General features: G+C 59.5%; 21 protein-coding genes. 11 read left to right on the top strand and 10 right to left on the bottom strand.

What is annotated here, in order from left to right; genetic code table 11:
- Positions 1-73: 73 nt before the first annotated feature.
- A complete protein-coding gene (locus J2T09_RS03845) occupies positions 74-619 on the bottom strand; it encodes a glutathione peroxidase (RefSeq protein WP_306831274.1) in 546 nt (181 codons plus the stop codon).
- A 162-nt stretch (positions 620-781) separates the two neighbouring features.
- Here J2T09_RS03845 and J2T09_RS03840 point away from each other — a divergent pair, with 162 nt between their 5' ends.
- The 3 genes from J2T09_RS03840 (at position 782) to lysS (ending at position 5,882) form a co-directional block, all read left to right on the top strand.
- A complete protein-coding gene (locus J2T09_RS03840; RefSeq protein ID WP_306831272.1) occupies positions 782-2,554 on the top strand; it encodes an SLC13 family permease in 1,773 nt (590 codons plus the stop codon).
- A gap of 126 nt (positions 2,555-2,680) precedes the next feature.
- Complete coding sequence (gene gltX / locus J2T09_RS03835) at positions 2,681-4,138, top strand: glutamate--tRNA ligase (RefSeq protein ID WP_306831271.1); 1,458 nt, start codon at positions 2,681-2,683, stop codon at positions 4,136-4,138.
- A gap of 247 nt (positions 4,139-4,385) precedes the next feature.
- Positions 4,386-5,882 carry a lysine--tRNA ligase gene (gene lysS / locus J2T09_RS03830; protein WP_306831269.1) on the top strand — a complete coding sequence of 499 codons (1,497 nt, stop codon included), beginning with the start codon at positions 4,386-4,388 and terminating at the stop codon, positions 5,880-5,882.
- Positions 5,883-6,077: 195 nt separating this feature from the next.
- Here the strand turns inward: lysS and J2T09_RS03825 are convergent, their stop codons facing one another.
- Positions 6,078-7,028: a hypothetical protein gene (locus tag J2T09_RS03825; protein WP_306831268.1), complete on the bottom strand. Its 951-nt coding sequence runs from the start codon at positions 7,026-7,028 to the stop codon at positions 6,078-6,080.
- 343 nt (positions 7,029-7,371) lie between these two features.
- On the opposite strand from J2T09_RS03825, the gene J2T09_RS03820 reads away from it, so the two are divergent.
- The 4 genes from J2T09_RS03820 to J2T09_RS03805 are packed head-to-tail and all read left to right on the top strand — an operon-like array spanning position 7,372 to position 10,826.
- A complete protein-coding gene (locus tag J2T09_RS03820) occupies positions 7,372-8,259 on the top strand; it encodes a metal ABC transporter substrate-binding protein (RefSeq protein ID WP_306831266.1) in 888 nt (295 codons plus the stop codon).
- Positions 8,256-9,149, top strand: coding sequence for a manganese/iron ABC transporter ATP-binding protein (locus tag J2T09_RS03815; RefSeq protein ID WP_306831264.1), 894 nt, complete (start codon positions 8,256-8,258; stop codon positions 9,147-9,149). Before J2T09_RS03820 ends, J2T09_RS03815 begins: the two co-directional genes overlap by 4 nt.
- Positions 9,130-9,990 (top strand): metal ABC transporter permease, encoded by an 861-nt coding sequence (locus J2T09_RS03810; protein ID WP_306831261.1) that lies wholly within the window; start codon positions 9,130-9,132, stop codon positions 9,988-9,990. The genes J2T09_RS03815 and J2T09_RS03810 overlap by 20 nt, the downstream gene beginning before the upstream one ends.
- Positions 9,987-10,826, top strand: a complete 840-nt coding sequence (locus tag J2T09_RS03805) for a metal ABC transporter permease (protein WP_306831259.1) — start codon at positions 9,987-9,989, stop codon at positions 10,824-10,826. The genes J2T09_RS03810 and J2T09_RS03805 overlap by 4 nt, the downstream gene beginning before the upstream one ends.
- 150 nt (positions 10,827-10,976) lie before the next feature.
- On the opposite strand, the gene tal is transcribed toward J2T09_RS03805, so the two are convergent.
- A complete protein-coding gene (tal, locus tag J2T09_RS03800; protein ID WP_306831257.1) occupies positions 10,977-11,942 on the bottom strand; it encodes a transaldolase in 966 nt (321 codons plus the stop codon).
- A gap of 192 nt (positions 11,943-12,134) precedes the next feature.
- Here tal and J2T09_RS03795 point away from each other — a divergent pair, with 192 nt between their 5' ends.
- Together J2T09_RS03795 and J2T09_RS03790 are read left to right on the top strand one after the other, a co-directional pair.
- Positions 12,135-13,133 carry a sugar-binding transcriptional regulator gene (locus J2T09_RS03795; protein WP_306831255.1) on the top strand — a complete coding sequence of 333 codons (999 nt, stop codon included), beginning with the start codon at positions 12,135-12,137 and terminating at the stop codon, positions 13,131-13,133.
- Positions 13,134-13,265: 132 nt separating this feature from the next.
- Positions 13,266-13,565 (top strand): hypothetical protein, encoded by a 300-nt coding sequence (locus J2T09_RS03790; protein ID WP_306831253.1) that lies wholly within the window; start codon positions 13,266-13,268, stop codon positions 13,563-13,565.
- A 61-nt stretch (positions 13,566-13,626) separates the two neighbouring features.
- Here J2T09_RS03790 and J2T09_RS03785 read toward each other — a convergent pair whose 3' ends face one another.
- From J2T09_RS03785 to J2T09_RS03775, 3 genes are all read right to left on the bottom strand, one after another.
- Positions 13,627-14,211 carry a dual specificity protein phosphatase family protein gene (locus J2T09_RS03785; RefSeq protein ID WP_306831251.1) on the bottom strand — a complete coding sequence of 195 codons (585 nt, stop codon included), beginning with the start codon at positions 14,209-14,211 and terminating at the stop codon, positions 13,627-13,629.
- Positions 14,212-14,310: 99 nt separating this feature from the next.
- Entirely contained in the window at positions 14,311-15,195 is an 885-nt protein-coding gene (locus J2T09_RS03780) for a bifunctional helix-turn-helix domain-containing protein/methylated-DNA--[protein]-cysteine S-methyltransferase (RefSeq protein ID WP_306831249.1), read from the bottom strand.
- Positions 15,196-15,275: 80 nt separating this feature from the next.
- On the bottom strand, positions 15,276-15,758 hold the full coding sequence (locus J2T09_RS03775; protein ID WP_306831246.1) for a DUF2244 domain-containing protein: 483 nt from the start codon (positions 15,756-15,758) through the stop codon (positions 15,276-15,278).
- Positions 15,759-15,794: 36 nt separating this feature from the next.
- On the opposite strand from J2T09_RS03775, the gene nth reads away from it, so the two are divergent.
- The gene (gene nth / locus J2T09_RS03770) at positions 15,795-16,571 is read left to right on the top strand and encodes an endonuclease III (RefSeq protein ID WP_306831244.1); all 777 of its coding nucleotides are present in this window, start codon (positions 15,795-15,797) and stop codon (positions 16,569-16,571) included.
- Positions 16,572-16,644: 73 nt separating this feature from the next.
- Positions 16,645-17,433: a PoNe immunity protein domain-containing protein gene (locus J2T09_RS03765; RefSeq protein ID WP_306831242.1), complete on the top strand. Its 789-nt coding sequence runs from the start codon at positions 16,645-16,647 to the stop codon at positions 17,431-17,433.
- 74 nt (positions 17,434-17,507) lie between these two features.
- Here the strand turns inward: J2T09_RS03765 and J2T09_RS03760 are convergent, their stop codons facing one another.
- From J2T09_RS03760 to J2T09_RS03745, 4 genes are all read right to left on the bottom strand, one after another.
- Positions 17,508-18,221 carry a sulfate transporter family protein gene (locus tag J2T09_RS03760; RefSeq protein ID WP_306831240.1) on the bottom strand — a complete coding sequence of 238 codons (714 nt, stop codon included), beginning with the start codon at positions 18,219-18,221 and terminating at the stop codon, positions 17,508-17,510.
- 77 nt (positions 18,222-18,298) lie between these two features.
- Positions 18,299-18,688, bottom strand: coding sequence for an ester cyclase (locus tag J2T09_RS03755; protein WP_306831671.1), 390 nt, complete (start codon positions 18,686-18,688; stop codon positions 18,299-18,301).
- A complete protein-coding gene (locus tag J2T09_RS03750) occupies positions 18,675-20,267 on the bottom strand; it encodes an FGGY-family carbohydrate kinase (RefSeq protein WP_306831238.1) in 1,593 nt (530 codons plus the stop codon). The genes J2T09_RS03755 and J2T09_RS03750 overlap by 14 nt, the downstream gene beginning before the upstream one ends.
- A 47-nt stretch (positions 20,268-20,314) precedes the next feature.
- Positions 20,315-21,019 carry an HAD family hydrolase gene (locus J2T09_RS03745; protein ID WP_306831236.1) on the bottom strand — a complete coding sequence of 235 codons (705 nt, stop codon included), beginning with the start codon at positions 21,017-21,019 and terminating at the stop codon, positions 20,315-20,317.
- Positions 21,020-21,024 lie beyond the last annotated feature (5 nt).

The following is a 21,024-nucleotide window of genomic DNA, read 5'->3' as shown; positions in this document are numbered from 1 at the left end:
CGTGCGTGTCAACGATCCATCTCATGGATGCTATATAGCATTTATGCTATACTCCATCAAGACACCCAGAAACTCACCCCTTCGCCAGTTCCCGCTCCACCGCGTCGACCACACAGCTGTCCTGCGGCTCCACATCCGGTGCAAAGCGCGCGACCACTCGACCATCGCGGCCGATCAGGAATTTTTCGAAATTCCAGACGATCTCGCCGCCATCCTGCAGTTCCAGCCCCAGCGAGCGCAGGCGTTCCTTCATCGGACCATCGCCGGTCGTCGGCAGGTCAATGGATGTCAGCGCCTTGTAGAGCGGATGCTGGTCGCGACCCTTCACCGAGATCTTGGAAAAAATCGGAAATTTCACATCATAGGTCAGCTGGCAGAATTCGACGATTTCCGCATCCGTGCCCGGTTCCTGCTCCTTGAAATTGTTGGCCGGAAAGGCGGCAATCACCAGACCTTCAGCCTGCTTGTCCTCATAAAGCTTTTCCAGCCCCTCATACTGTTTGGTCAGGCCGCATTTGGAGGCGACATTGACGACCATGATGACCTTGCCCTTGTACTCGGAGAGCGCTGTCTGACGCCCGTCGGCCAGCGTGACGGGGATGGACAGAATATCGGCCATGGAAATCTCCTGATGCGGCAATGCGAATGGGCGCACTTTATTCCTTGGCTACCCATTGTCCAGCACGGTAAAAACCCTCAACCATGCGCAGTTGTTTGAAACATTTTTTTCATTGAGGCATTATCTCGCCACTTCCATGCCTCGACCACCCCCCGGAGCCCCATGACAACTCAGCAGATCCTCGCCTTTGCCGTGATTGCGGCGATGATGGCCGTCTTCATCTGGGATCGCTTTCGGTATGACGTCGTCGCCTGTTGCGCGCTGGTTCTGGCCGTGACCGTGGGCGTGGTACCATTCGACAAGGCCTTTTCCGGCTTTTCCGATGATATCGTCATCATTGTCGGTTCGGCGCTGATCGTCTCGGCGGGCGTCGCCCGTTCCGGCATCGTCGATACGGCAATCAAGAAGTTCTTTCCCAACCTCAATGCGCTGCATACCCAGATGGCACTGCTGATGATCGTGGTGGCGCTTTTGTCCGCCTTCATCAAGAATATCGGCGCGTTGGCGATCATGATGCCGGTCGCCTTCCAGTTCGCCAAGAAATCCGGCGTGTCGCCATCGAAATACCTGATGCCGATGGCGTTTTCCGCCCTGCTCGGCGGTTTGATGACGCAGATCGGCACCTCTCCCAACATCGTCGTGTCGCGCATCCGCGAAGAACTGACCGGCCAGTCCTTCACCATGTTCGATTTCACCCCGATGGGTGTCATCCTCTGCGTTGTCGGCATTACCTTCCTGCTGTTCTTCCACTGGCTGGTGCCGAGCCGCACCAAGCAGACACACTCGCTGGAAGAGGCGGTAGAGATCAGCAATTACACGTCCGAAGTGACGATCACGCCGCAATCCACCGTGCTGGAAAAGGCATTGGGCGAACTGCTGAAACTCGGAGATGGCGAGGTAATCGCCAACGCTGTTCTGCGTGGGCATGCACGTATGGCGCCGTTCCCGGATCTGAAACTGCGCGAAAACGATATCGTGCTGCTGGAAGGCCCGTCGAAGGCGCTAGACCGCATTGTCTCCGGCGCAAAACTACAGCTTTCCGGCAAGCCGCTGATGGAAAACGGCAAGGACCAGGCGGATGTGATTTCCATCGAGGCGATCATCAGTCAGGAATCGCCGCTGAAAGGCCTGTCCGCCAAGGAACTGGCGCTGTCCTACACGCGCGGCGTCAATCTTCTCGCCATCAGCCGCCACGGCGAACGGGTGAAGGAACGCCTCAGCACGCTCACGCTTGCGGCCGGCGACGTGATCGTGCTGCAGGGGTCTCGCAAGAACATGCCGGGCATCATGCAGGATTTTTCGCTGTTTCCGCTGGCCCAGCGTGAGGTCTTGCTCGGCACCCGCCGCCGCGCCGTCATTCCGTTGATCATTCTGGCACTCGCCATGGCCGCCACCGCCGTCGGCCTTGCGCCGGTTCCGGTCGCGTTTTTTGCCGCAGCGCTCGGCATGGTCGTCTTCCGTGCCATCCCGCTCACCGATTTCTACAAATCGGTGGATGGCCCGATCCTCGTCATGCTGGCGGCGCTGATCCCGGTCTCGGACAGTCTACGCACAAGCGGCGGCAGCGAACTGATTGCCGGCTGGCTGGGTCAGGCGGCGGCCATGCTGCCGGCATGGGGCGCGCTCGGACTTATCCTGATCACCGCCATGGCCGTGACACCCTTCCTCAACAATGCCGCCACCGTGCTGGTCATGGGGCCGATTGCCGCCAGCTTCGCCACCAATCTCGGCTTCAAGCCGGAAGCCTTCCTGATGGCGGTGGCGATCGGCGCGGGCTGCGATTTCCTCACTCCCGTCGGCCACCAGTGCAACACGCTGGTATTCGGTCCGGGCGGCTACAAATTCTCCGATTATCCGCGTCTCGGCCTGCCACTATCTTTCCTGATCATCCTCGTCAGCATACCGGCGCTGCTCTGGATATGGCCTGTGGGCTAGTTTCGGCCTAAAAATCTTGACGCTGTCCCCTGAATATGGCCTAAGCCTGCACCAATCCCTATTCCCGGAACAGGCTTGGCGCCGCCCGATCTCTGCGGGCAGCGCGCCTTGAAAAAGAGCAGCACAATGATCCATCCGACCCCGCGCGTCCGTATCGCTCCCTCGCCGACCGGCGAACCCCATGTCGGCACCGCCTATATCGCCCTTTTCAACTACCTTTTTGCTAGGAAGCATGGCGGCGAGTTCATCCTGCGTATCGAAGATACCGATGCCACCCGCTCGACGCTGGAATTCGAAGAGCGCGTTCTCGATGCGCTGAAATGGACCGGCCTGACATGGGCGGAAGGCCCGGATGTCGGCGGTCCTTACGGCCCGTACCGCCAGTCCGAGCGCAAGGACATGTACCAGCCTTACGCTCAGGACCTGCTCGACAAGGGCCATGCCTTCCGCTGCTTCTGCACACCAGAGCGGCTGGATGAGATGCGCGAAGGCCAACGCGCCGCCGGCAAGCCGCCGAAATACGATGGCCTGTGCCTGCGCTATAGCGCCGAGGAAGTAACCGCCAAGATGGCCGCCGGCGAAGGCTCCGTCGTGCGCATGAAAATCCCGACCGAAGGTTCTTGCGATTTCACCGACGGCGTTTACGGCGACGTGTCGATCCCGTGGGATTCGGTCGACATGCAGGTGCTCATCAAGGGCGACGGCATGCCGACCTATCACATGGCCAACGTCATCGACGACCACCTGATGAAGATCACCCATGTCGCGCGCGGCGAGGAGTGGCTGGCATCGGTGCCGAAGCACATCCTGCTGTATCGCTACTTTGGCTGGGAAGCGCCGGTGTGGATGCACCTGTCGCTTATGCGCAATGCCGACAAGTCCAAACTGTCGAAGCGCAAGAACCCGACCTCCATCAGCTACTATTCCGCTCTGGGTTACCTGCCGGAAGCCCTGATGAACTTTTTGGGCCTGTTCTTCGTGCAGATCGCCGAAGGCGAAGAGCTGCTGACCATGGAAGAGCTGATCGGCAAGTTCGACCCGGAAGCACTCTCCAAGGCCGGCGCGATCTTCGACCTGCAGAAGCTCGACTGGCTGAACGGCCGCTGGCTGCGCGAAAAGCTGTCACCGGAAGAATTCGTTGCCCGCACGCTGGAATGGGCGATGGAAAATTCCCGCCTGACGGAAGGCCTGAAACATTCGCAGAGCCGCATCACCAAGCTGGGCGACCTGCCGAACCTCGCCGGCTTCCTGCTCGCCGCCGACGTCAACCTGACGCCTGCCTCGTTTGCGGGCCTCAAAACCTCGCCGGAAGATACGCTGCTGATCATCAACACGGTTCAGGCCGACATCGAAAAGATGATCGAATGGAACGTGGAAGCCATCGACGCCGAACTGCGCGCCGTTGCCGACAAGCTGGAAAAGAAGCTGCGCGTCGTCACGCCGCCGCTGTTCATCGCCATGTCCGGTTCGTCGCGTTCGCTGCCGCTGTTCGATTCGATGGCGATCCTTGGCCGTTCGGTGGTGCGCCAGCGCCTGAAGATTGCGGCCACTGTCGTTTCGTCCATGGTGGGCGGCGGAAAGTAATTGCCCAGGTGGCAATTTTGCGCAGACGCCGCTTCGCTCTCAGCCGTCATCCTCGTCCTCGGGTTAAACCCGAGGATGACCCGAGGATCTGCAAGGGTAGCTAAGGATGAGGCGGGGCGGCCCGGCGGAAATGTGATTAGATCCTCGGGTCAAGCCCGAGGATGACGGATGCGGAGAGGTTTCGTCCCCACGGCGCCAGAATGCACCCGGTAACCCCAACGAACACAGCCCTTAAAGGCGAACAACCATGACCGACACCAAGACCGAAACCGCCCTCTCCTCCGACGCCACCGAAGTGCGCGCGCAAAAACTTGCCAAGCTGCGCGAAACCATCGGCGACGTTTATCCGGCGCATTTCCACCGCACCATCACCAACGCGGAACTGGCGGAGAAATACAAGGACCTCGAGGCCGACGTCGAAACGACCGATGTCGTCACCGTTGCCGGTCGCGTTTATTCTTCGCGCAACTCGGGCATGTTCATGGATATCCATGACGCCGGCGGCAAGATCCAGATCTTTTCCCACAAGGATGTGACGCCCGAAGAAGCCCGCAACATGCTGGCCATGATCGACCTCGGCGACATTATCGGCGTCACCGGCATCGTGCGCCGCACCAAGCGTGGCGAACTGTCGATCAGCGCCCGCGAAATCACCATGCTGACCAAGTCGCTGCTGCCGATGCCGGAAAAGTGGAACGGCATTGCCGATGTCGAGATCCGCTATCGCAAGCGCCACCTCGACATCATGAGCAACGAGGAATCGAAGCTGCGTTTCCAGCAGCGCTCAAAAATCGTCTCCGGCATCCGCCGCTTCATGGAAGAAGACGGTTTCATGGAAGTCGAAACGCCGATGCTGCATTCCGTCTATGGCGGTGCAACGGCCGATCCGTTCAAGACCCACCACAACACGCTGAAGCAGGACATGTACCTGCGCATCGCGCCGGAACTGTTTTTGAAGCGCACGCTGGTTTCCGGCCTCACCGACAAGGTTTTTGAGGTCAACCGCAACTTCCGCAACGAAGGCGTTTCCACCCGGCACAATCCTGAATTCACCATGATGGAATGCTACTGGGCCTATGCCGATTACGAGGACATCATGGACCTCGTGGAACGCATGTTCGCCGAACTGGCGGTCAAGATCCACGGCTCCACCGAGTTCATGTACGGCGACAAGGAAATGTCGTTCAAGGGCCCGTTCAAGCGCGTGCCCATGCCCGACGCCGTCAAGGACGTCACCGGCATCGATTTTCTCGCCATGAAGACCGACGAGGAAGCCCGTGACGCCGCCAAGGCTGCCGGTTTCGAAGTCGAAAAGGACTGGACTTGGGGCGAATGCCTCGCCTTCATCTTCGAAGAGAAGGTGGAAGGCACGCTGATCCAGCCGAGCCACGTCACGCATTTCCCGAAGGACATTTCGCCCTTCGCCAAGGAAGTGCCGGGCGAACCGCGCCTCGTCGAGCGTTTCGAGACCTATTGCAACGCCTGGGAACTGGGCAATGCCTTCTCCGAACTGAACGACCCTGAAGAGCAGCGCAAGCGCATGGTCGAGCAGCTGGAACAGGCCCATGCCCGTGGCGAAAAGGACAAGCAGTTGGACGACGAGTTCCTGGATGCGATCGACCAGGGCATGCCGCCGGCCGGTGGCCTTGGTATCGGCGTCGACCGCCTGACCATGCTGCTCACCAACGCCCCGTCGATCCGCGACGTCATCCTCTTCCCGGCCCGCAAGGCCAAGGCGGACTGAGGTCATTTTGGGAACGCGCATCCGCGGGGTGCGCGTCTCGGCCCAGCAAACGAAAACGGCGTCGCTGACGAAGCGGCGCCATTTTCGTTTCATGACATTTCGTCATCCTCGGGCTTGTCCCGAGGATCTAATCACATCAACAATATCAGGCAATTGCAGATCCTCGGGTCAAGCCCGAGGATGACGGAGGAGGCCTCAATGCCCCGCCGGTTCGGTCACTTTTGGCTCAGCTGCCTTGGCCTCATGACCGGCATTGTCCGCCGCATGCTCACCGGCCGCCGCCGTCGTGTTTTCATCGATAACCGGCGCTTCGTCTTTCTTGTCACCAAAAAACATGCCGGTGATGGAGGCAATAAAACCCTTTTCCTGCGGTGTCGAGGCAACCACTTCGCCGCCATCTGGCGGCCCGTGTCCTTCGGCAGCAGGCGCATCATGCCCTTCGGCCGGCGCGGCATCGTGGCTTTCGGCGGCCGGTGTTTCGCCATGACCACCGCCATGACCGGAAGCCTCACCGCCACCATGGCCACTTTCGCCGCCCTTGGCTTTCGCGGAACCGCCATGCCCGCCCTCGGCACCGGCAACCACCGGCTCGATGCAATCGGCAAAATCCGTCAGGCTGGCTGCCATGCCGTCGATATCCTCGTAGGGCAGATCGACGCGCATGCCGTAATATTGGCCTGTCGCATCGGCCGTGCCATCGAGATAGAAAGCGGCGAGCGGATGGTTCATCACACCATCGGGCACTTTTGAAGGATCGGGTGTGTAGATGACCTGCGCGCCAATGGCGCGGCCGCGCATGGCGGCGCGGTCGGTCGGGCCGGACTTGTCGAGAATGGCAACCTGCACGAGATCGGCCTTTTCCGACTTCTGCACAGCCTTGGCCACCCGCACGGCGGTGCGAATGCGCGCCGGACCGTCACCGGTATCGGCAACAACATATTTGCGCACCCAGTATTGATCATCGCGCTTGATCTTCACCGTCTGCACGGTGGAACAGGTGAGGCCATTGATATTGGCGGAAGAGGAGCCGAGATAACCGGCATGGCTGGCGTAAAGCGCTGCCGCACCGCTGCCACCGCCGAGCACGACGATGCCACCCAGGATCAGGGCAAGCTTGCGCGAGAGCCGGATCTTGATGCCTTTCACGTACCAAGCCCCGGCATGGTCTACCCCAACTACTCACTACACATCTGGAATACAGAGCCGATACTCACCTATTCCTATTGAGGAAACTTTAATTCGCTAATGTTTTCCACGCGAAAATGCTGCCAATATTGGTTGTATCCGTGCCGGAATGGCGCAGACAGCCGCTTTTTTGGCACCACCCTGCCCCGTACCCGTTCCGCTCACACCCCCGTGGAACAGGCGGCAAACCCGAAGCCACCATTCGGATGGCTGCTTATTGCGAATAATTCGCAATAGCATTGACAGGATCAAAATCTGCGCTAGTCTTACTTGCAAATGACTTGCAACAGCAGAAACGGTTTCCATGTCCCTTTTGAGAATTGCATGCCTTGGTTTTGGCCTTCTCGCCCTGCCCTTCACCGCGATCGCGCAGGAAAAGCCAAAAGTCGTCACCACTTTCACCATCATTGCCGATATGGCGAAGAACGTTGCCGGTGATGCCGCAACGGTCGAAAGCATCACCAAGCCGGGTGCCGAAATCCACAATTACCAGCCGACGCCGCGCGATCTCCTGCGCGCACGCGATGCCGATCTGGTGCTGCGCAACGGCCTCAATCTTGAACTCTGGTTCGAACGGTTCCTGCAGAATCTTGGCGACGTGAAGAATGTCACCGTTTCGGATGGCATCACCCCGATGCCTATTGCCGGTGGCTCTTACGAGGGCAAGCCCAACCCGCATGCCTGGATGTCGCCGGAAAATGCCGTCATCTACGTTGAAAACATCCGCAAGGGCCTGACCGAGATCGACCCGACCAATGCCGAAACCTATGCCGCCAATGCAAAGGCCTATACGGACAAGATCCGCGCCCAGACTCAGCCGATCCGCGATGCGCTGGCAAAGCTGCCGGAAGACCACCGCTGGCTGGTCACGAGCGAAGGCGCGTTTTCCTATCTCGCCCGCGATTTCGGTCTGAAGGAGCTTTATCTCTGGCCGGTCAATGCCGACAGCCAGGGCACGCCGCAGCAGGTGCGCTCCGTAATCGACGCCATGCGGGAGCATAACGTCAAGGTGATCTTCTCCGAGAGCACCGTGTCCGACAAGCCGGCCAAACAGGTGGCCTCGGAAACCGGCGCATCCTATGGCGGCGTCATTTATGTGGACTCGCTGTCGGAATCCGACGGCCCGGTCCCGACCTATCTCGACCTCCTGCGGGTGACCACCGAAACAATTGCCAAGGGTCTTGCACAATGATGATGGGCAAGACCAAACCAACGGCTACCGGCATCCGCCTCGATAATGTCAGCGTCGCCTATCGCAATGGCCACACCGCGCTGAAACATGCCAGTTTCGAAGTGCCCAAGGGCACGATCACCGCACTCGTCGGCGTCAATGGCGCCGGCAAATCCACGCTTTTCAAGGCCATCATGGGCTTTGTCTCGGTCAACGAAGGTTCGGTCGAGATCCTCGGAATGACCGCCCGCGAGGCGTTGAAAAAGAACCTCGTCGCCTATGTTCCACAATCGGAAGAAGTCGATTGGGATTTCCCCGTCCTTGTCGAGGACGTGGTGATGATGGGTCGCTACGGCCACATGAATTTTCTCCGCATTCCTTCACGCCGTGACCACGAGATGGTCACCCAGGCCCTGAAGCGGGTGAACATGGAGGAATACAGAAAACGCCAGATCGGCGAGCTTTCCGGCGGTCAGCGCAAACGTGTGTTTCTTGCCCGTGCTCTGGCGCAGGAGGGGCAGGTCATCCTGCTCGACGAACCCTTTACCGGCGTCGACGTGACAACCGAGGAGCAGATCATCGCGCTTTTGAAAGCGCTGCGCGACGAAGGCCGCGTCATGCTGGTCTCCACCCACAATCTCGGCAGCGTCCCGGATTTCTGCGACCGCACGGTTTTCGTCAAGGGCACGGTCCTCGCCTATGGCCGAACCGAGGACACGTTCAACGAAGCCAATCTGGAAAAAGCCTTTGGCGGCGTTTTGCGCCACTTCATTCTCGGCGGCCGCGACCTGCATGACGATGAAGACCCGCGCCACGTAAAGGTGTTTACCGACGACGAGCGCCCCTTTGTCACCTATGGCAACGGCAAGGAAAAGCAGACGGAGGCCAAAAATGCTCCAGACGCTTCTTGAACCCTTCACCTACGGCTACATGCTCAACGCCATCTGGGTTTCGGCCCTTGTCGGCGGTGTCTGCGGTTTCCTGTCCGCCTATCTGATGCTGAAGGGCTGGTCGCTGATCGGCGATGCCCTCTCCCACTCCATCGTCCCCGGCGTTGCCGGCGCCTTCATGCTCGGCCTTCCCTTTTCCATCGGCGCATTTCTCTCAGGCGGGCTCGCCGCTCTCGCCATGCTTTTCCTCAACCAGCGCACACGGCTCAAGGAAGATGCGATCATCGGCCTGATCTTTACCTCCTTCTTTGGCCTCGGCCTGTTCATGGTTTCGCTGTCGCCCACGTCGGTCGATATCCAGACCATCGTCATGGGCAATGTTCTCGCCATCTCCCCCGGCGATACACTGCAGCTGATCATCATCGGCACCGTCAGCCTCATCGTGCTGGCGCTGAAGTGGAAAGACCTGATGGTCGCCTTTTTCGATGAAAACCACGCCCGCACCATCGGCCTCAGACCCGATGCGCTGAAGGTGATGTTTTTCGCGTTGCTCGCCGCCTCCACCGTCGCCGCCATGCAGACGGTCGGTGCCTTCCTTGTCGTCGCCATGGTGGTGACACCCGGCGCCACGGCCTATCTGCTCACCGACCGCTTTCAGCGCGTCATCCTGATGGCGCTCGCCATCGGTGCCGGCACCAGTTTTCTCGGCGCTTACCTCTCCTATTTCCTCGATGGCGCCACCGGCGGCATCATCGTCGTCGCCCAGACGGTGATATTCCTGATCGCCTTCGTGTTCGCCCCCAAACACGGCATGCTCGCCTCGCGCCGCCGCCTGAAAGCATCTCTGGAGGCAGCACAATGAGCGATACGATCGACCTCCTGCTTTTCCCCTTCCAGATCGATTTCATGCGCACCGCCTTTGCCGTGACGCTGATGATCGCGCTGCCGATGGCCATCCTCTCATGCTTTCTGGTGCTGAAGGGTTGGTCGCTGATGGGCGATGCCGTCAGCCACGCCGTCCTGCCGGGCGTGGTGATCGCCTATATTCTCGCGATCCCGCTTTCCATCGGCGCTTTCGTGGCTGGCATGGTCTGCGCGCTTGCGACCGGTTTCCTCAAGGAAAACAGCCGCATCAAGGAAGACACCGTGCTCGGCATCGTGTTTTCCGGCATGTTCGGCCTGGGCCTGGTGCTATACGTCAACGTGCAGGCCGATGTGCATCTCGACCACATCCTGTTCGGCGACATGCTGGGCATTCTGCCGTCCGACCTCATCGAAACGACGCTGATCGCGATTGCCTCAACGATCTTCCTTCTCATCTTCCGCAAGGACCTGCTCGTCCACGCTTTCGACGAACAGCATGCAAAAGCCATCGGCCTGTCGACGCGCATCCTGCATTACGGCCTGCTTGCCGTGCTGTCTCTGACGGTTGTCGGCGCGCTAAAAGCGATCGGCATCATCCTCTCGGTCGCCCTTCTTGTCGCCCCCGGCGCCATCGCCTTCCTGCTCACGCGCCGGTTCACGACGATGATGATCACGGCGGTCGCGGTCGCGCTCGGCTGCTCGCTTTTCGGCATCTATCTCGCCTTTTTCCTCGACAGCGCCCCTGCCCCGACCATCGTGTTGTCGATGACGGTCGTGTTCATTCTGGCCTTCGTGAAGACGGTAGTGACAGCGAAAAGAGTGTCAGCCAGTTGAACGCAGAAAGGCCCGCCATTGGCGGGCCTTTGTTCATATCGCATCCGCTAAACCGTCATCCTAGGGCTTGTCCCTAGGATCCAACCACGCCGCCAAACCCGCTGCGTTGCAGATGCTCGGGACAGGCCCGAGCATGACGACCGTTGGACCTTACGCAGCAGCCAGCTGCAGTTCCTTCTTCACCAGATCGCGCAGAGCCACCAGATCCTTGGCGAACAGGCGGATACCGTCCGAGAGCTTTTCGGTCGCCATCTGGTCTTCGTTCAGCATCCAGCGGAAGGTCTTTTCGTCCATCTTGATCGGGGCAACGGCCTCGAACTTTTCAGGCGACAGCTTGCGCTCCAGCGTGCCTTCGGCCTTGTCCAGCTCGTCGAGCAGGTTCGGCGCAATCGTCAGGCGGTCGCAACCGGCCAGCGCTTCGATTTCGCCGACATTGCGGAACGAGGCGCCCATGACGATCGTGTTGATGCCATTGGCCTTGTAGTAATTGTAGATCGAACGCACCGAAACAACGCCCGGATCGGTTTCCGAGGTGTAGTCCTGACCGGTCGACTTCTTGTACCAGTCAAGGATACGGCCGACGAAGGGCGAGATCAAAAATGCCTTGGCATCGGCACAGGCAACGGCCTGGGCGTGGGAGAAGAGAAGCGTCAGGTTGCAATCGATACCTTCGGCCTGCAGCTTTTCGGCAGCGCGAATGCCTTCCCAGGTGGAGGCCAGCTTGATGAGAATGCGCTCACGCTCGATGCCGCGTGCCTTGTAGGCGGCGATGATCTCGTGGGCCTTCTTGATCGAGGCTTCGGTATCGAAGGACAGGTCGGCATCGACTTCGGTCGAAACGCGGCCCGGAACGATGGCGGCGAGTGCGGCACCCACGTCAATAGCCAGACGGTCGGCTACGGCTGCGGCGACGGCGTCTTCATTGCCACCCTGGCTGCGGCCCCAGGCAACGGCTTCCTTCACCTTGTCGGCGAAGATGGAAGTGTTGATCGCCTTCAGGACGATGGACGGGTTGGTGGTGCAATCCACCGGCTTCAGGCGTGCAACGGCTTCAATGTCACCGGTATCGGCGACAACGGTGGTCATGGCGCGCAGCTGCTCTAGTTTCGATGTCATCCGGAAAATCCTCGCTTTTGAAAACCCAACGCCCCACGGGCGTTTCCGATCCCTGGACAGTTAAATGGATAAGATCCGGGGCGGGGTGAGAAGTCAAGACATTTGTCTTCTTGATTTGACATATGTTCCATCCATGACGATATCATGGCATAGACACGAGATAGTGCGCCTGCGGGCAAAAGCGAGGATGCCTTGGCCAAACTCAGACGCGACACCCATACCACCGTTTCGGATTCGAGCTCGCAGCGCCTGCGCGCCGCCTGGCTGTATTACAATCAGGGCCTCACACAGAAGGATGTGGCCGAGCGCCTCGGCATCAGCCGCTCCACCGTCATCCGCATGCTGGACGAGGCGATGAAACGCTCGGAAGTGCAGATCTGGATCAGCGAAGGCGTCGATAGCTGTCTGGAACTCGCAACCCGGCTGGAGCGCGCTTACGGGCTGGACGAAGCGGTTGTCGTGCCTGCCCCCAAGGATGACAGCGCCGAGGCGCTCGCCAGTGCCGTCGGCCTCGCGCTGGGTCAATTCCTCTCCGAGGTCATCCAGAACGACATGACCATTGGTGTCGGCTGGGGCCGCACCATGACGGCCTCGCTTTCCAGCTTTCGCCCGCCGCGCCGGGAAAACTGCAAGGTGGTGTCGCTGCTCGGCGGCATCGTCGCGGTGCAGAAAACCAATCCCATCGATTTCACCTGGCGTTTTGCCGGCCAGCTGGGGGCGGAATGTTTCATGTTCCTCGCGCCCCTTCTGGTCGACAGCGTCGCCACCAAACGCGCACTGATCGAAAAATGCGGCCTCGATGCCGTCTATGATCTCGCCGAAAATCTCGACCTCGCCGTCGTCAGTTGCGGCGATATCGGCCCACATTCGACCTCGCTGTCGGAAGGGTTTATTTCGAAGGCCGAGCTCGACCGGCTGATCTCTGCCGGCTGCGTCTGCGACACGATGTTCAATTTTCTCGATGCGGATGGAAACTCGGTCGATCACAAGCTCAACGAGCGCGTGATGTCGATCGATCTCGACACGCTGAAAAAGGCAAAACACGTCGTGCTCTCCTCCGGCGGCGCCCACCGCGCCACCGCCATCCGCGCCACCATCCGGCGCGTGGGCTGCAATACGCTGATCACCGATGAAGCGGCGGCAATGGAGTTGTTGCGGTTGACGGAAAGCGGCGAACAGACCGCGTCGTGACAACCTGACATTGCTTTTTGCAGGAAATAAAAACACCACCGAAAGCAACCACTGGTTGACTTTATTGCGGCACGTATCGCAATCTCCCGACGTGATCATGAATCACATTTTTTTCACAGGGGGAAGATGAAGATGGATGGACTGCGGTTTATCTGGGCCACGATAGATCCCAACGGCAACGTTCTTGCAAGCAGCGAACAAGTAACAGTAAAGCGTGTGGATACCGGTATTTATGGCATTCAGTTCGGACTGCCTTATAAGGTATTGCCGACTGTCATGGGCTCACAGGTCCTTTTTGGAGGCGATAACCAGAACCCGCTCGACAACGTCGTTTTCCCGATGGTCAGCGAAAACGGCATCACCGCCATCACCGGTGACGCCAGCGGCAGCCGCTCGGATCGCCATTTTTCATTTCTCGCCCTCGGCGTGTAAAACGCGGTTCGTCTTACGTTGAAGGCAAGGGCACATTCTTCGGCGAAACTGAAGGATGTGCCTACCCTTCGATGCGGTAATGCCGCTCCAGCTGATGCCAGCTTTCATCCATCGCGTAAGCCGCCGAAATCAGCGGAATACCGACATGACCGAACAGGATGGAAAGCTGCCGTTCCGACTGCGCTTCCGGCAGTCCGGCCACCTGATTGCTGTAAATCACGGACACAAGCCCGGTACGATCGGCGCCCGACAGGCAATGGATGAGAATGGGTTTTGGCGCATCCTTCAAAAGCGCCACCAGCCTGTCGGCCTCCGGGCCGGTCAGCCGTTTATAGGCGGACATGCCGAAATCGATATGGCGAATGTCCAGCTTGCGGGCCGTGGCCACCTCATCGGCATACCAGGACTGGTTTTCGTTTTCACCGCGCAGGTTGACGATGGTGCGAATGCCGTATTGCTGCACATACCGCTCGATCTGTCCCGGTGACGGCTGTGCCGAACGGTAGAGTTCACCGGCGATGACGGTGTGAAAATTGCCGCTGATCTGCAGGAAACCAAGATAACCGCCACCGACCAGAACGCAGGCGAGCACGCCAGCACCGACACGCCGGACAATGGTTTTTCGCCACCAGGTTTTGAAAACCATGCCATCCGCTCCTTCACCTTCATGCAGGAAAATCTGCCGGTGAAGAAGCGGATAGAAGGCCAAGCTGACAGGATGCTGAAGGCATCCGCCCGTCAGATATCAGACGTTGCCGGCCTCCCAGCCGAGGATCGCCCGCTTGCGGGTCAGGCCCCAGTGATAACCGGTAAGCGCACCACTCTTGCCGACAGCACGGTGGCAGGGCACGACGAAGGAAATCGGGTTGGCGCCGACCGCAGCCCCTACTGCACGGCTCGCCGTCGGCTGGCCGATATCGCAGGCCACATGCGAATAGGTCACCGTCTTGCCGAACGGAATTTTCAAAAGGCTGCGCCAGACTTTCACCTGAAAATCGGTGCCGATCAGCACGATCTGCAAGGGCCGTTCCGCCGACCACTGCGAACGGTCGAAGACGCGAACGATGTAATCCGCCGTCCCTCCGGCATCTTCCACATAAACGGCATTCGGCCAGCGCCGGGTCATGTCATCGAGACAGGCCTGCTGGTCCTCAAAGCCATCGGCAAAGGCGAGACCGGCAAGGCCGCGATCGGTGGCCATGACAAGCGCCCGCCCGAACGGAGACGGATGAAAGCCGTAACGGATGGTCAGCCCGCCGCCCCTGGCCTTCCACTCACCCGGCGACATCGCCTCGTGGGTGACAAAAAGATCGTGCAGACGGCCGGGACCGGACAAGCCAAGCTCATAGGAGGTTTCCAGCAGCGGCAGCCCTTCCACACCCAGAAGCCGCTTGGCATGATCCAGCGTCACCGCTTGCAGAAATGCTTTTGGAGACAGTCCGGCCCAACGTGTAAAAACCTTCTGCAACTGCGTCGGCGACTGACCAAGGTCGGCGGCAATGGCGTCGAGCGACGGCTGAGCACGATAATCGAGCGTGATCAACTCGATCACCCGGCGCACCGTGTCGTAATCCATGCCCTCCGGCGTCACATCCACGGCCGGGCTGGAAATCTTTGCAAGAGCGTTCATGGCATCTCTCCTTTGTCCGGAAGATGGCGGCATGCGGCCGCCAACACCACCCGTTTCTTGCGGTATCGCTTGATTACCCGCTAGATTCTGCGCTTCACCGTGGCAAGCGCGCCCTTAAAAGCCTTGGCAAAACTCTCGCGGTCATCCGGGTTGAGCAAAGAACCGACATCCGTGCGCCTGCCCTCACCCGTCACATACATGCCGGTAATGCCGAATTCCTCATGGCGGTTCACGCCAAAACGCGCCCAGAACGGGTTGAACCGATGCTCCACCGCTTTTCCCGCCGGCGAAATCTTTAGGATCGACAGGTAACTGCGGGTCACCGTCACTTCCTCGCGCGCTCGGCCGGAGCGATAATTCAGTCGGAAGGCACCATAGAGCAACAAAAAATCGAGCCCGAAAAATAGCCCAACCGGCCAGGCGCCGCTCACCATGAAGAACAGGCCGTAGAATAAACAAACGACGCCGGACACGCCGAGCAACACGCGAAAACCCTTAGCACTCAGCGAGCGGTGAGCGGTCAGTTCGGCGGCAAAAACCGGCCGGTCTTCGGAGGCATCCACGTTGCTTTTCTCCGGGTCGAATGGCAGTAAAAAGCCATGGCCATTTCCAAGCTCAAATCCAGCACCCAAACCTTGCAAAAGTCAAATGCAGCACCTGCGACCCGCCGTCGCAAACCCCTGCCGCGCTCCGTCTATTCGAAGGAGGAACGCGAGGAAATGTTTCGCCGCTTCTCCATCCAGCGGCCGGAACCGAAGGGCGAGCTGGAGCATGTGAATCCGTTCACGCTGGTCGTGGCGGTGGCGCTTTCGGCGCAGGCAACCGATGCCGGGGTGAACAAGGCGACACGCGAGCTTTTCAAGATTGCTGACACGCCGGAAAAGATGCTGGCGCTCGGCGAAGACGGCGTGATCGCCCATATCAGGACGATCGGGCTTTTCCGCAACAAGGCCAAAAATGTCATCGCGCTCTGTCGCATGCTCATCGATGAATTCGGCTCGGAAGTCCCCAGGACCCGCGAGGAGCTGGTGCGCCTGCCGGGCGTCGGCCGCAAGACGGCGAATGTGGTGATGTCCATGGCCTTCGGCGTGCCGACGATGGCGGTCGACACACATGTGTTTCGCATCGCCAACCGCATAAAACTTGCGCCCGGCAACACGCCGGATGACGTTGAAGACATTTTGATGCGGGTGATCCCGGAACATTATCTTTACCACGCGCATCACTGGCTGATCCTGCACGGGCGTTACACCTGCAAGGCGCGACGTGCCGAATGCGAACGTTGCGTGATCGCCGATATTTGCAAATATCCGGGAAAGAGCAACGACATCCCCGCGCCCTTGGTGGAGTTGCCGCCGCAGGTGATTGGCATCTGAGCGACAGTACGGCGCGTCTTCAGGGTGAGCCTCTAAGCCATCACCGGCGAGCAGATATGTTTGAGGAAGAACAATGCGTGATGTCTACAAGGACGAGGACTATTTCAGGGCTCAACTCGAGAATGCCGAACGGCGGCAGACAAAATTTCGAGGCCTCATGCAGCAGGACGAAACGGAGCAGGCGCATCAAGCCTCACTGAACTCCCTGTATGACATCCAGCAGAACATTGCCCTCAGTCTGTTTTGTATCGGTACTGGGACCGAAGAGGTCAAGGCTGAACTCAACAAGGCATGGCCGCTCTTCGTAGACCTCATGAGCTACTCTCTTTCGACCTCTTTATCTGAGATGGAGAGAAAGCAATTCGTGCCAGGCGGGAAAGTATCGATTTTCCCGCTGTTGGTCCTGAGTGACTGCGATCCTGTAACCGCGGGATCAATCTTCGCCCTTACCAATTCGGACCTGAATTACCAACTCGACAAGGATCTCAACCGCATAGACGCCGGCTTCGATCCGTTTACCTATGAGTTCGCACGATATTTCGATTTCAAAACCGCGCGCGTCCACCCGGATCTATGCTGGCCGGACCTGTACGGCCCACTTCATGAATGCTTTTCCGCACCAGAAGAGGATAGGTCGCGCATCCTCGCCCTCTATGTCGAAGGCTGGCAGCGCAGGGGGATCAAGGAAGACATTTACATGAAGGATGCCCACACCAAGGCGACCAACAGGAATTTCCGCGGCTACTGGTGCTTCCTCGCTGCCGCGGTTGCCAAGATACTCGATATCGATGACAGCGTCCTGAAATCCCATCCGCACTATCCCTATGACCTGCGCCATGGTGGATCTCTGGCGAGATCTTGAAAAGACGTGTCAACATCCCAGCGCCGCTGGCGGAACTGCCGCCACGGATCGTCGAGCCTATCACCGGGTAACGCTTACCCCACAAAACTCGGGTCGCGTTTCGACAGCGCCTTGTGCAGATGCACCATCAGGCCGGCAGCAAACAGCGGCGTCAGCAGGTTGACGAAGGGGATGGCCAGGAAACCGGCGATCAGCATGCCGGCGAGAAATACGGTGGAGGAATGTTTGGCGCGAAACGCCTTGGCTTCCGCCACTGGGCGAAAACGCATGGCAGCGAATTCGAAAAACTCGCGACCGAGCAGGTAACCGTTGACGAGGAAAAACGCGATCAGGTTGACACCGGGAATAAACAGCATCAGCAGCGCGATGATGTTGCCGACAATGATCACGCCCAGAAACTGGATCGATCCGACAATGGCCTGCCCGAGCGGCAATTCCTTGCCAGGCGGATCGGCCGGATAATCGCGTTTTTCGATCACCTGCGCGACATCATCGAGAAACAGGCCGGCGATCAGGGCCGTCACCGGCGCGATCAGCAGTGCCAGTGCCAGCGCAAGCCCGACACCGAACAGGATGCCGGCGATCAGCGCCAGAAATCCGCCGAATTCCGGCATGGAGGGCAGAAACGCGGCAAACCACGGCCAGACATAGGTGAGCAAAACCTCACGCAGACCGAACCACAGCCCGGCAAGGATCAGCAGCGTCAGACCCAAAGTCTTGAGAAAAACGGCCCGGCTTTCCGGGGCGAAAAGGTTTGTCAGCGAGCGGCGTGCGGCGTCGAGGATCATCGGCGTCTCCTTAGGTCCGCGCTGATATGGGATTTGGCAAGGCTTTCAGCAAGATACGCAAGCGACCGCGATACGATTTAGCCGAGCTGCGCTTCGATCGCCACCTTGTCTAGCACCGAGCGCACGTCGACGATCAGTCCGTTTTCAAAACGATAAAACACGTTTTCCGCAAACCGGATGCGTCGACCGTTCACATCCAGCCCCAGAAAACGCCCCTTGGGCGAGCAGTCGAAGGCAAGTCGGCTGGCCACATGCGGCGGTTCGCACACCAGTCGATCGATATTGAAGCGCAGGTCGGGAATCTGTTCGAAATCATTAACCAGCATGTCGCGATAACCGGAAAGCCCCAGCAACCGGCCATTGTGATGGGCGCTCTCACCGACGAAGCGGCCAAGACCACCCCAGTCCTGGCGGTTCAGGCAGTCGATATAACCACGATAGATCTCGGCAAGCTCAGGCGGCGTCATCATCCAGTCTCCGCAATTCCTCACGGTGCCGGACCATGGCGAGGAACCGCTTGTAATCACGGTGATAGGCCTTGGTCTGCACCGGATCGGCAGCGTGCTCCACCCAGCCCTGATCCATGGCACCGGCTGCGACCTGTAGCGTCTCGTGCAGGCCACCGGCCACGGCTGCCGCCATCGCCGTGCCGAGCAGCACCGCATCTTTCGTGTTCGGCACCACCACTTTTCGGCCGGTCACATCGGCGTAAAGTTCCAGCAGAAGCGGGTTTTGCACATGGCCGCCGGTAATGTGCAACGTCTCGAAGCGGTAGCCATATTGCGAAAGCGCTTCGAGGATATGGCGGATGCCGAGCGCTATTGCCACCGAGGTGCGCCAATAGACACGGCACAGGCCATCGAAGGACGTATCCAGCGTCAGGCCGGAAATCACGCCGGTGGCGCGCGGGTCGGCAAGCGGCGAGCGGTTGCCGTGGAAATCAGGCAGCACATGCAGGTCGGGAGCGAGGTTCGGCCCCTCTTCTGCCCTCAGTTCGGCAATGCGGGCAACGATGCGGGCATGCAGATCGAGCGTCGGCTCACCACCGGCCGCATGCATGCGCACCATATGATCCAGCAGCGCGCCGGTGGCGGATTGTCCGCCTTCCACCAGCCAGTGGCCGGGCAGAAGCGCGTCGTAATACGGCCCCCACAGGCTCTGGCCCGGTTTGGCCTCAGCGTTGAAGGCGACGATACAGCTGGATGTGCCGGCGATCAGCGCCACGCTCTGTTCCAGCGCCTCACCATCCGCCGCCTTGCCGAGCGCACCGAGCGCGCCGGCATAGGCATCGATCATGCCGGATGTGACGACGCATTTCGTATCGAGCCCAAGATCGGCGGCAGCGGCTTTCGTCAGATGACCGATAACGCCACCGACCGGCACCGTCTCTTCCGGCAGGCTGGCGCGCTCCAGCAGATCTTCCAGACCGGCTACACTCAAAAAATCAGCCTGCCAGCCGGGCGTTTCGTGCGAGAGATAGTTCCATTTGGAGGTCAGCGTGCAGCGCGAACGCGCCGCCGATCCGGTGGCCTTCCAGGTCAGGAAGTCGGCGAGATCGAAGACGAAACCGGTGTTTTCCCACGTCTGTTTGTGGTGTCTTTTCAACCACATCAGTTTTGGCATCTGCATTTCCGGCGACAGCGTCTCGCCGGAATATGTCAACACCCTATGGCCGGAAGCATTGAGGATTTCCGCCTCGTTAATCGCGCGGTGATCGAGCCAGACGATGGTGTCGAAACGGCTTTCTCCGCGCGGCGAGACGGACAGCGGCTTGCCCTTTTTATCGCGCACGACCAGCGAACAGGTGGCATCGAAACCGAGCGCGGCGATCTGATGTACGGCAATACCGGCTTCGAAAAGCACCGCCCGCACGGCGCCACAACAGGCAGCCCAGATGTTTTCACTATCGTGTTCGGCGTGGTTTTCGCGGGGGCGGATCATCTCGATCGGCTGTTTGGCACGCGCCAGCAAGTGCCCGCTGCGATCGAAAACCGCAGCCCGCGCGCTCGTGGTGCCGACATCCACCGCGACGATGTGATCACGCATCCGGATTGGTTTCCTGCCCCTATGACCTCGATGAAACCTGCACCCGTTCAGATCGAACGGCTGACGGCAGGTCCCTTGCGACCATCACTATATTTTTGGACAAGGTGGAGCAAATCCGGCATGGCGTCAAATATTGCGTCGGGCTGAAGTTCCTCGATGCGTTCACGATATCCGGCAACATGCGTGTGCGAGCCGCCGGTAAAGGCGAGCGCCGTCATGCCCGCCCTCTGCGCCGCCTCGATGCCGGCCGGGCTGTCTTCCACGACGATGCAGTTGGCGGGGGCATAGCCCATCTTTTCTGCGGCATGGAGAAAGAGATCTGGCGCGGGCTTGCCGTTCTCGACCATCGAGGCGCTGAAGATGTTCGGCTCGAATTTGTCGATGAGGCCGGTCAGCGACAGTGACAGGCGGATGCGTTCCGGCTGGCTGGAGGATGCGACGCAATGGTCGCAGCCGAGCCTGTCCACCGTATCGGCTATGCCGGAAATCGCCTGCAACTCGGTCTTGAACCGTTCATAGAGATCGACACGCAGGCTTTCGAGAAATTCCGGCCCGGTGTGAAATCCGTATTCCTCTTCCATGACCTGGGTCATGGTGGCGAGGCTGCGGCCGAGGAAGCGCGTATAGGCTTCCTCCTCGGCCATATCGATGCCATGGCGATTAAGCGCCGTGACGAGAACACGAACCGAAACCGGCTCACTGTCCACAAGGACCCCGTCACAATCGAAAATCACCAAGGGCCGGTCATTCATGGGAT

The sequence above is a fragment of the Neorhizobium huautlense genome, assembly GCF_030811685.1.
Lineage (GTDB): Bacteria > Pseudomonadota > Alphaproteobacteria > Rhizobiales > Rhizobiaceae > Neorhizobium > Neorhizobium huautlense_A.
This window is presented reverse-complemented; position numbering and strand designations above follow the sequence as displayed.

Bases quoted from the DNA above. Each gene is read 5' to 3' on its own strand.
- J2T09_RS03805 (WP_306831259.1), top strand. From the start codon at position 9,987: ATGAGCGATACGATCGACCTCCTGCTTTTCCCCTTCCAGATCGATTTC.
- J2T09_RS03760 (WP_306831240.1), bottom strand. From the start codon at position 18,221: ATGATCCTCGACGCCGCACGCCGCTCGCTGACAAACCTTTTCGCCCCG.
- J2T09_RS03780 (WP_306831249.1), bottom strand. From the start codon at position 15,195: ATGAACGCTCTTGCAAAGATTTCCAGCCCGGCCGTGGATGTGACGCCG.
- J2T09_RS03845 (WP_306831274.1), bottom strand. From the start codon at position 619: ATGGCCGATATTCTGTCCATCCCCGTCACGCTGGCCGACGGGCGTCAG.
- tal (WP_306831257.1), bottom strand. From the start codon at position 11,942: ATGACATCGAAACTAGAGCAGCTGCGCGCCATGACCACCGTTGTCGCC.
- J2T09_RS03840 (WP_306831272.1), top strand. From the start codon at position 782: ATGACAACTCAGCAGATCCTCGCCTTTGCCGTGATTGCGGCGATGATG.
- J2T09_RS03765 (WP_306831242.1), top strand. From the start codon at position 16,645: ATGCGTGATGTCTACAAGGACGAGGACTATTTCAGGGCTCAACTCGAG.
- J2T09_RS03810 (WP_306831261.1), top strand. From the start codon at position 9,130: ATGCTCCAGACGCTTCTTGAACCCTTCACCTACGGCTACATGCTCAAC.
- gltX (WP_306831271.1), top strand. From the start codon at position 2,681: ATGATCCATCCGACCCCGCGCGTCCGTATCGCTCCCTCGCCGACCGGC.
- J2T09_RS03785 (WP_306831251.1), bottom strand. From the start codon at position 14,211: ATGGTTTTCAAAACCTGGTGGCGAAAAACCATTGTCCGGCGTGTCGGT.
- J2T09_RS03820 (WP_306831266.1), top strand. From the start codon at position 7,372: ATGTCCCTTTTGAGAATTGCATGCCTTGGTTTTGGCCTTCTCGCCCTG.
- J2T09_RS03790 (WP_306831253.1), top strand. From the start codon at position 13,266: ATGGATGGACTGCGGTTTATCTGGGCCACGATAGATCCCAACGGCAAC.
- J2T09_RS03815 (WP_306831264.1), top strand. From the start codon at position 8,256: ATGATGATGGGCAAGACCAAACCAACGGCTACCGGCATCCGCCTCGAT.
- J2T09_RS03755 (WP_306831671.1), bottom strand. From the start codon at position 18,688: ATGACGCCGCCTGAGCTTGCCGAGATCTATCGTGGTTATATCGACTGC.
- J2T09_RS03745 (WP_306831236.1), bottom strand. From the start codon at position 21,019: ATGAATGACCGGCCCTTGGTGATTTTCGATTGTGACGGGGTCCTTGTG.
- lysS (WP_306831269.1), top strand. From the start codon at position 4,386: ATGACCGACACCAAGACCGAAACCGCCCTCTCCTCCGACGCCACCGAA.
- nth (WP_306831244.1), top strand. From the start codon at position 15,795: ATGGCCATTTCCAAGCTCAAATCCAGCACCCAAACCTTGCAAAAGTCA.
- J2T09_RS03750 (WP_306831238.1), bottom strand. From the start codon at position 20,267: ATGCGTGATCACATCGTCGCGGTGGATGTCGGCACCACGAGCGCGCGG.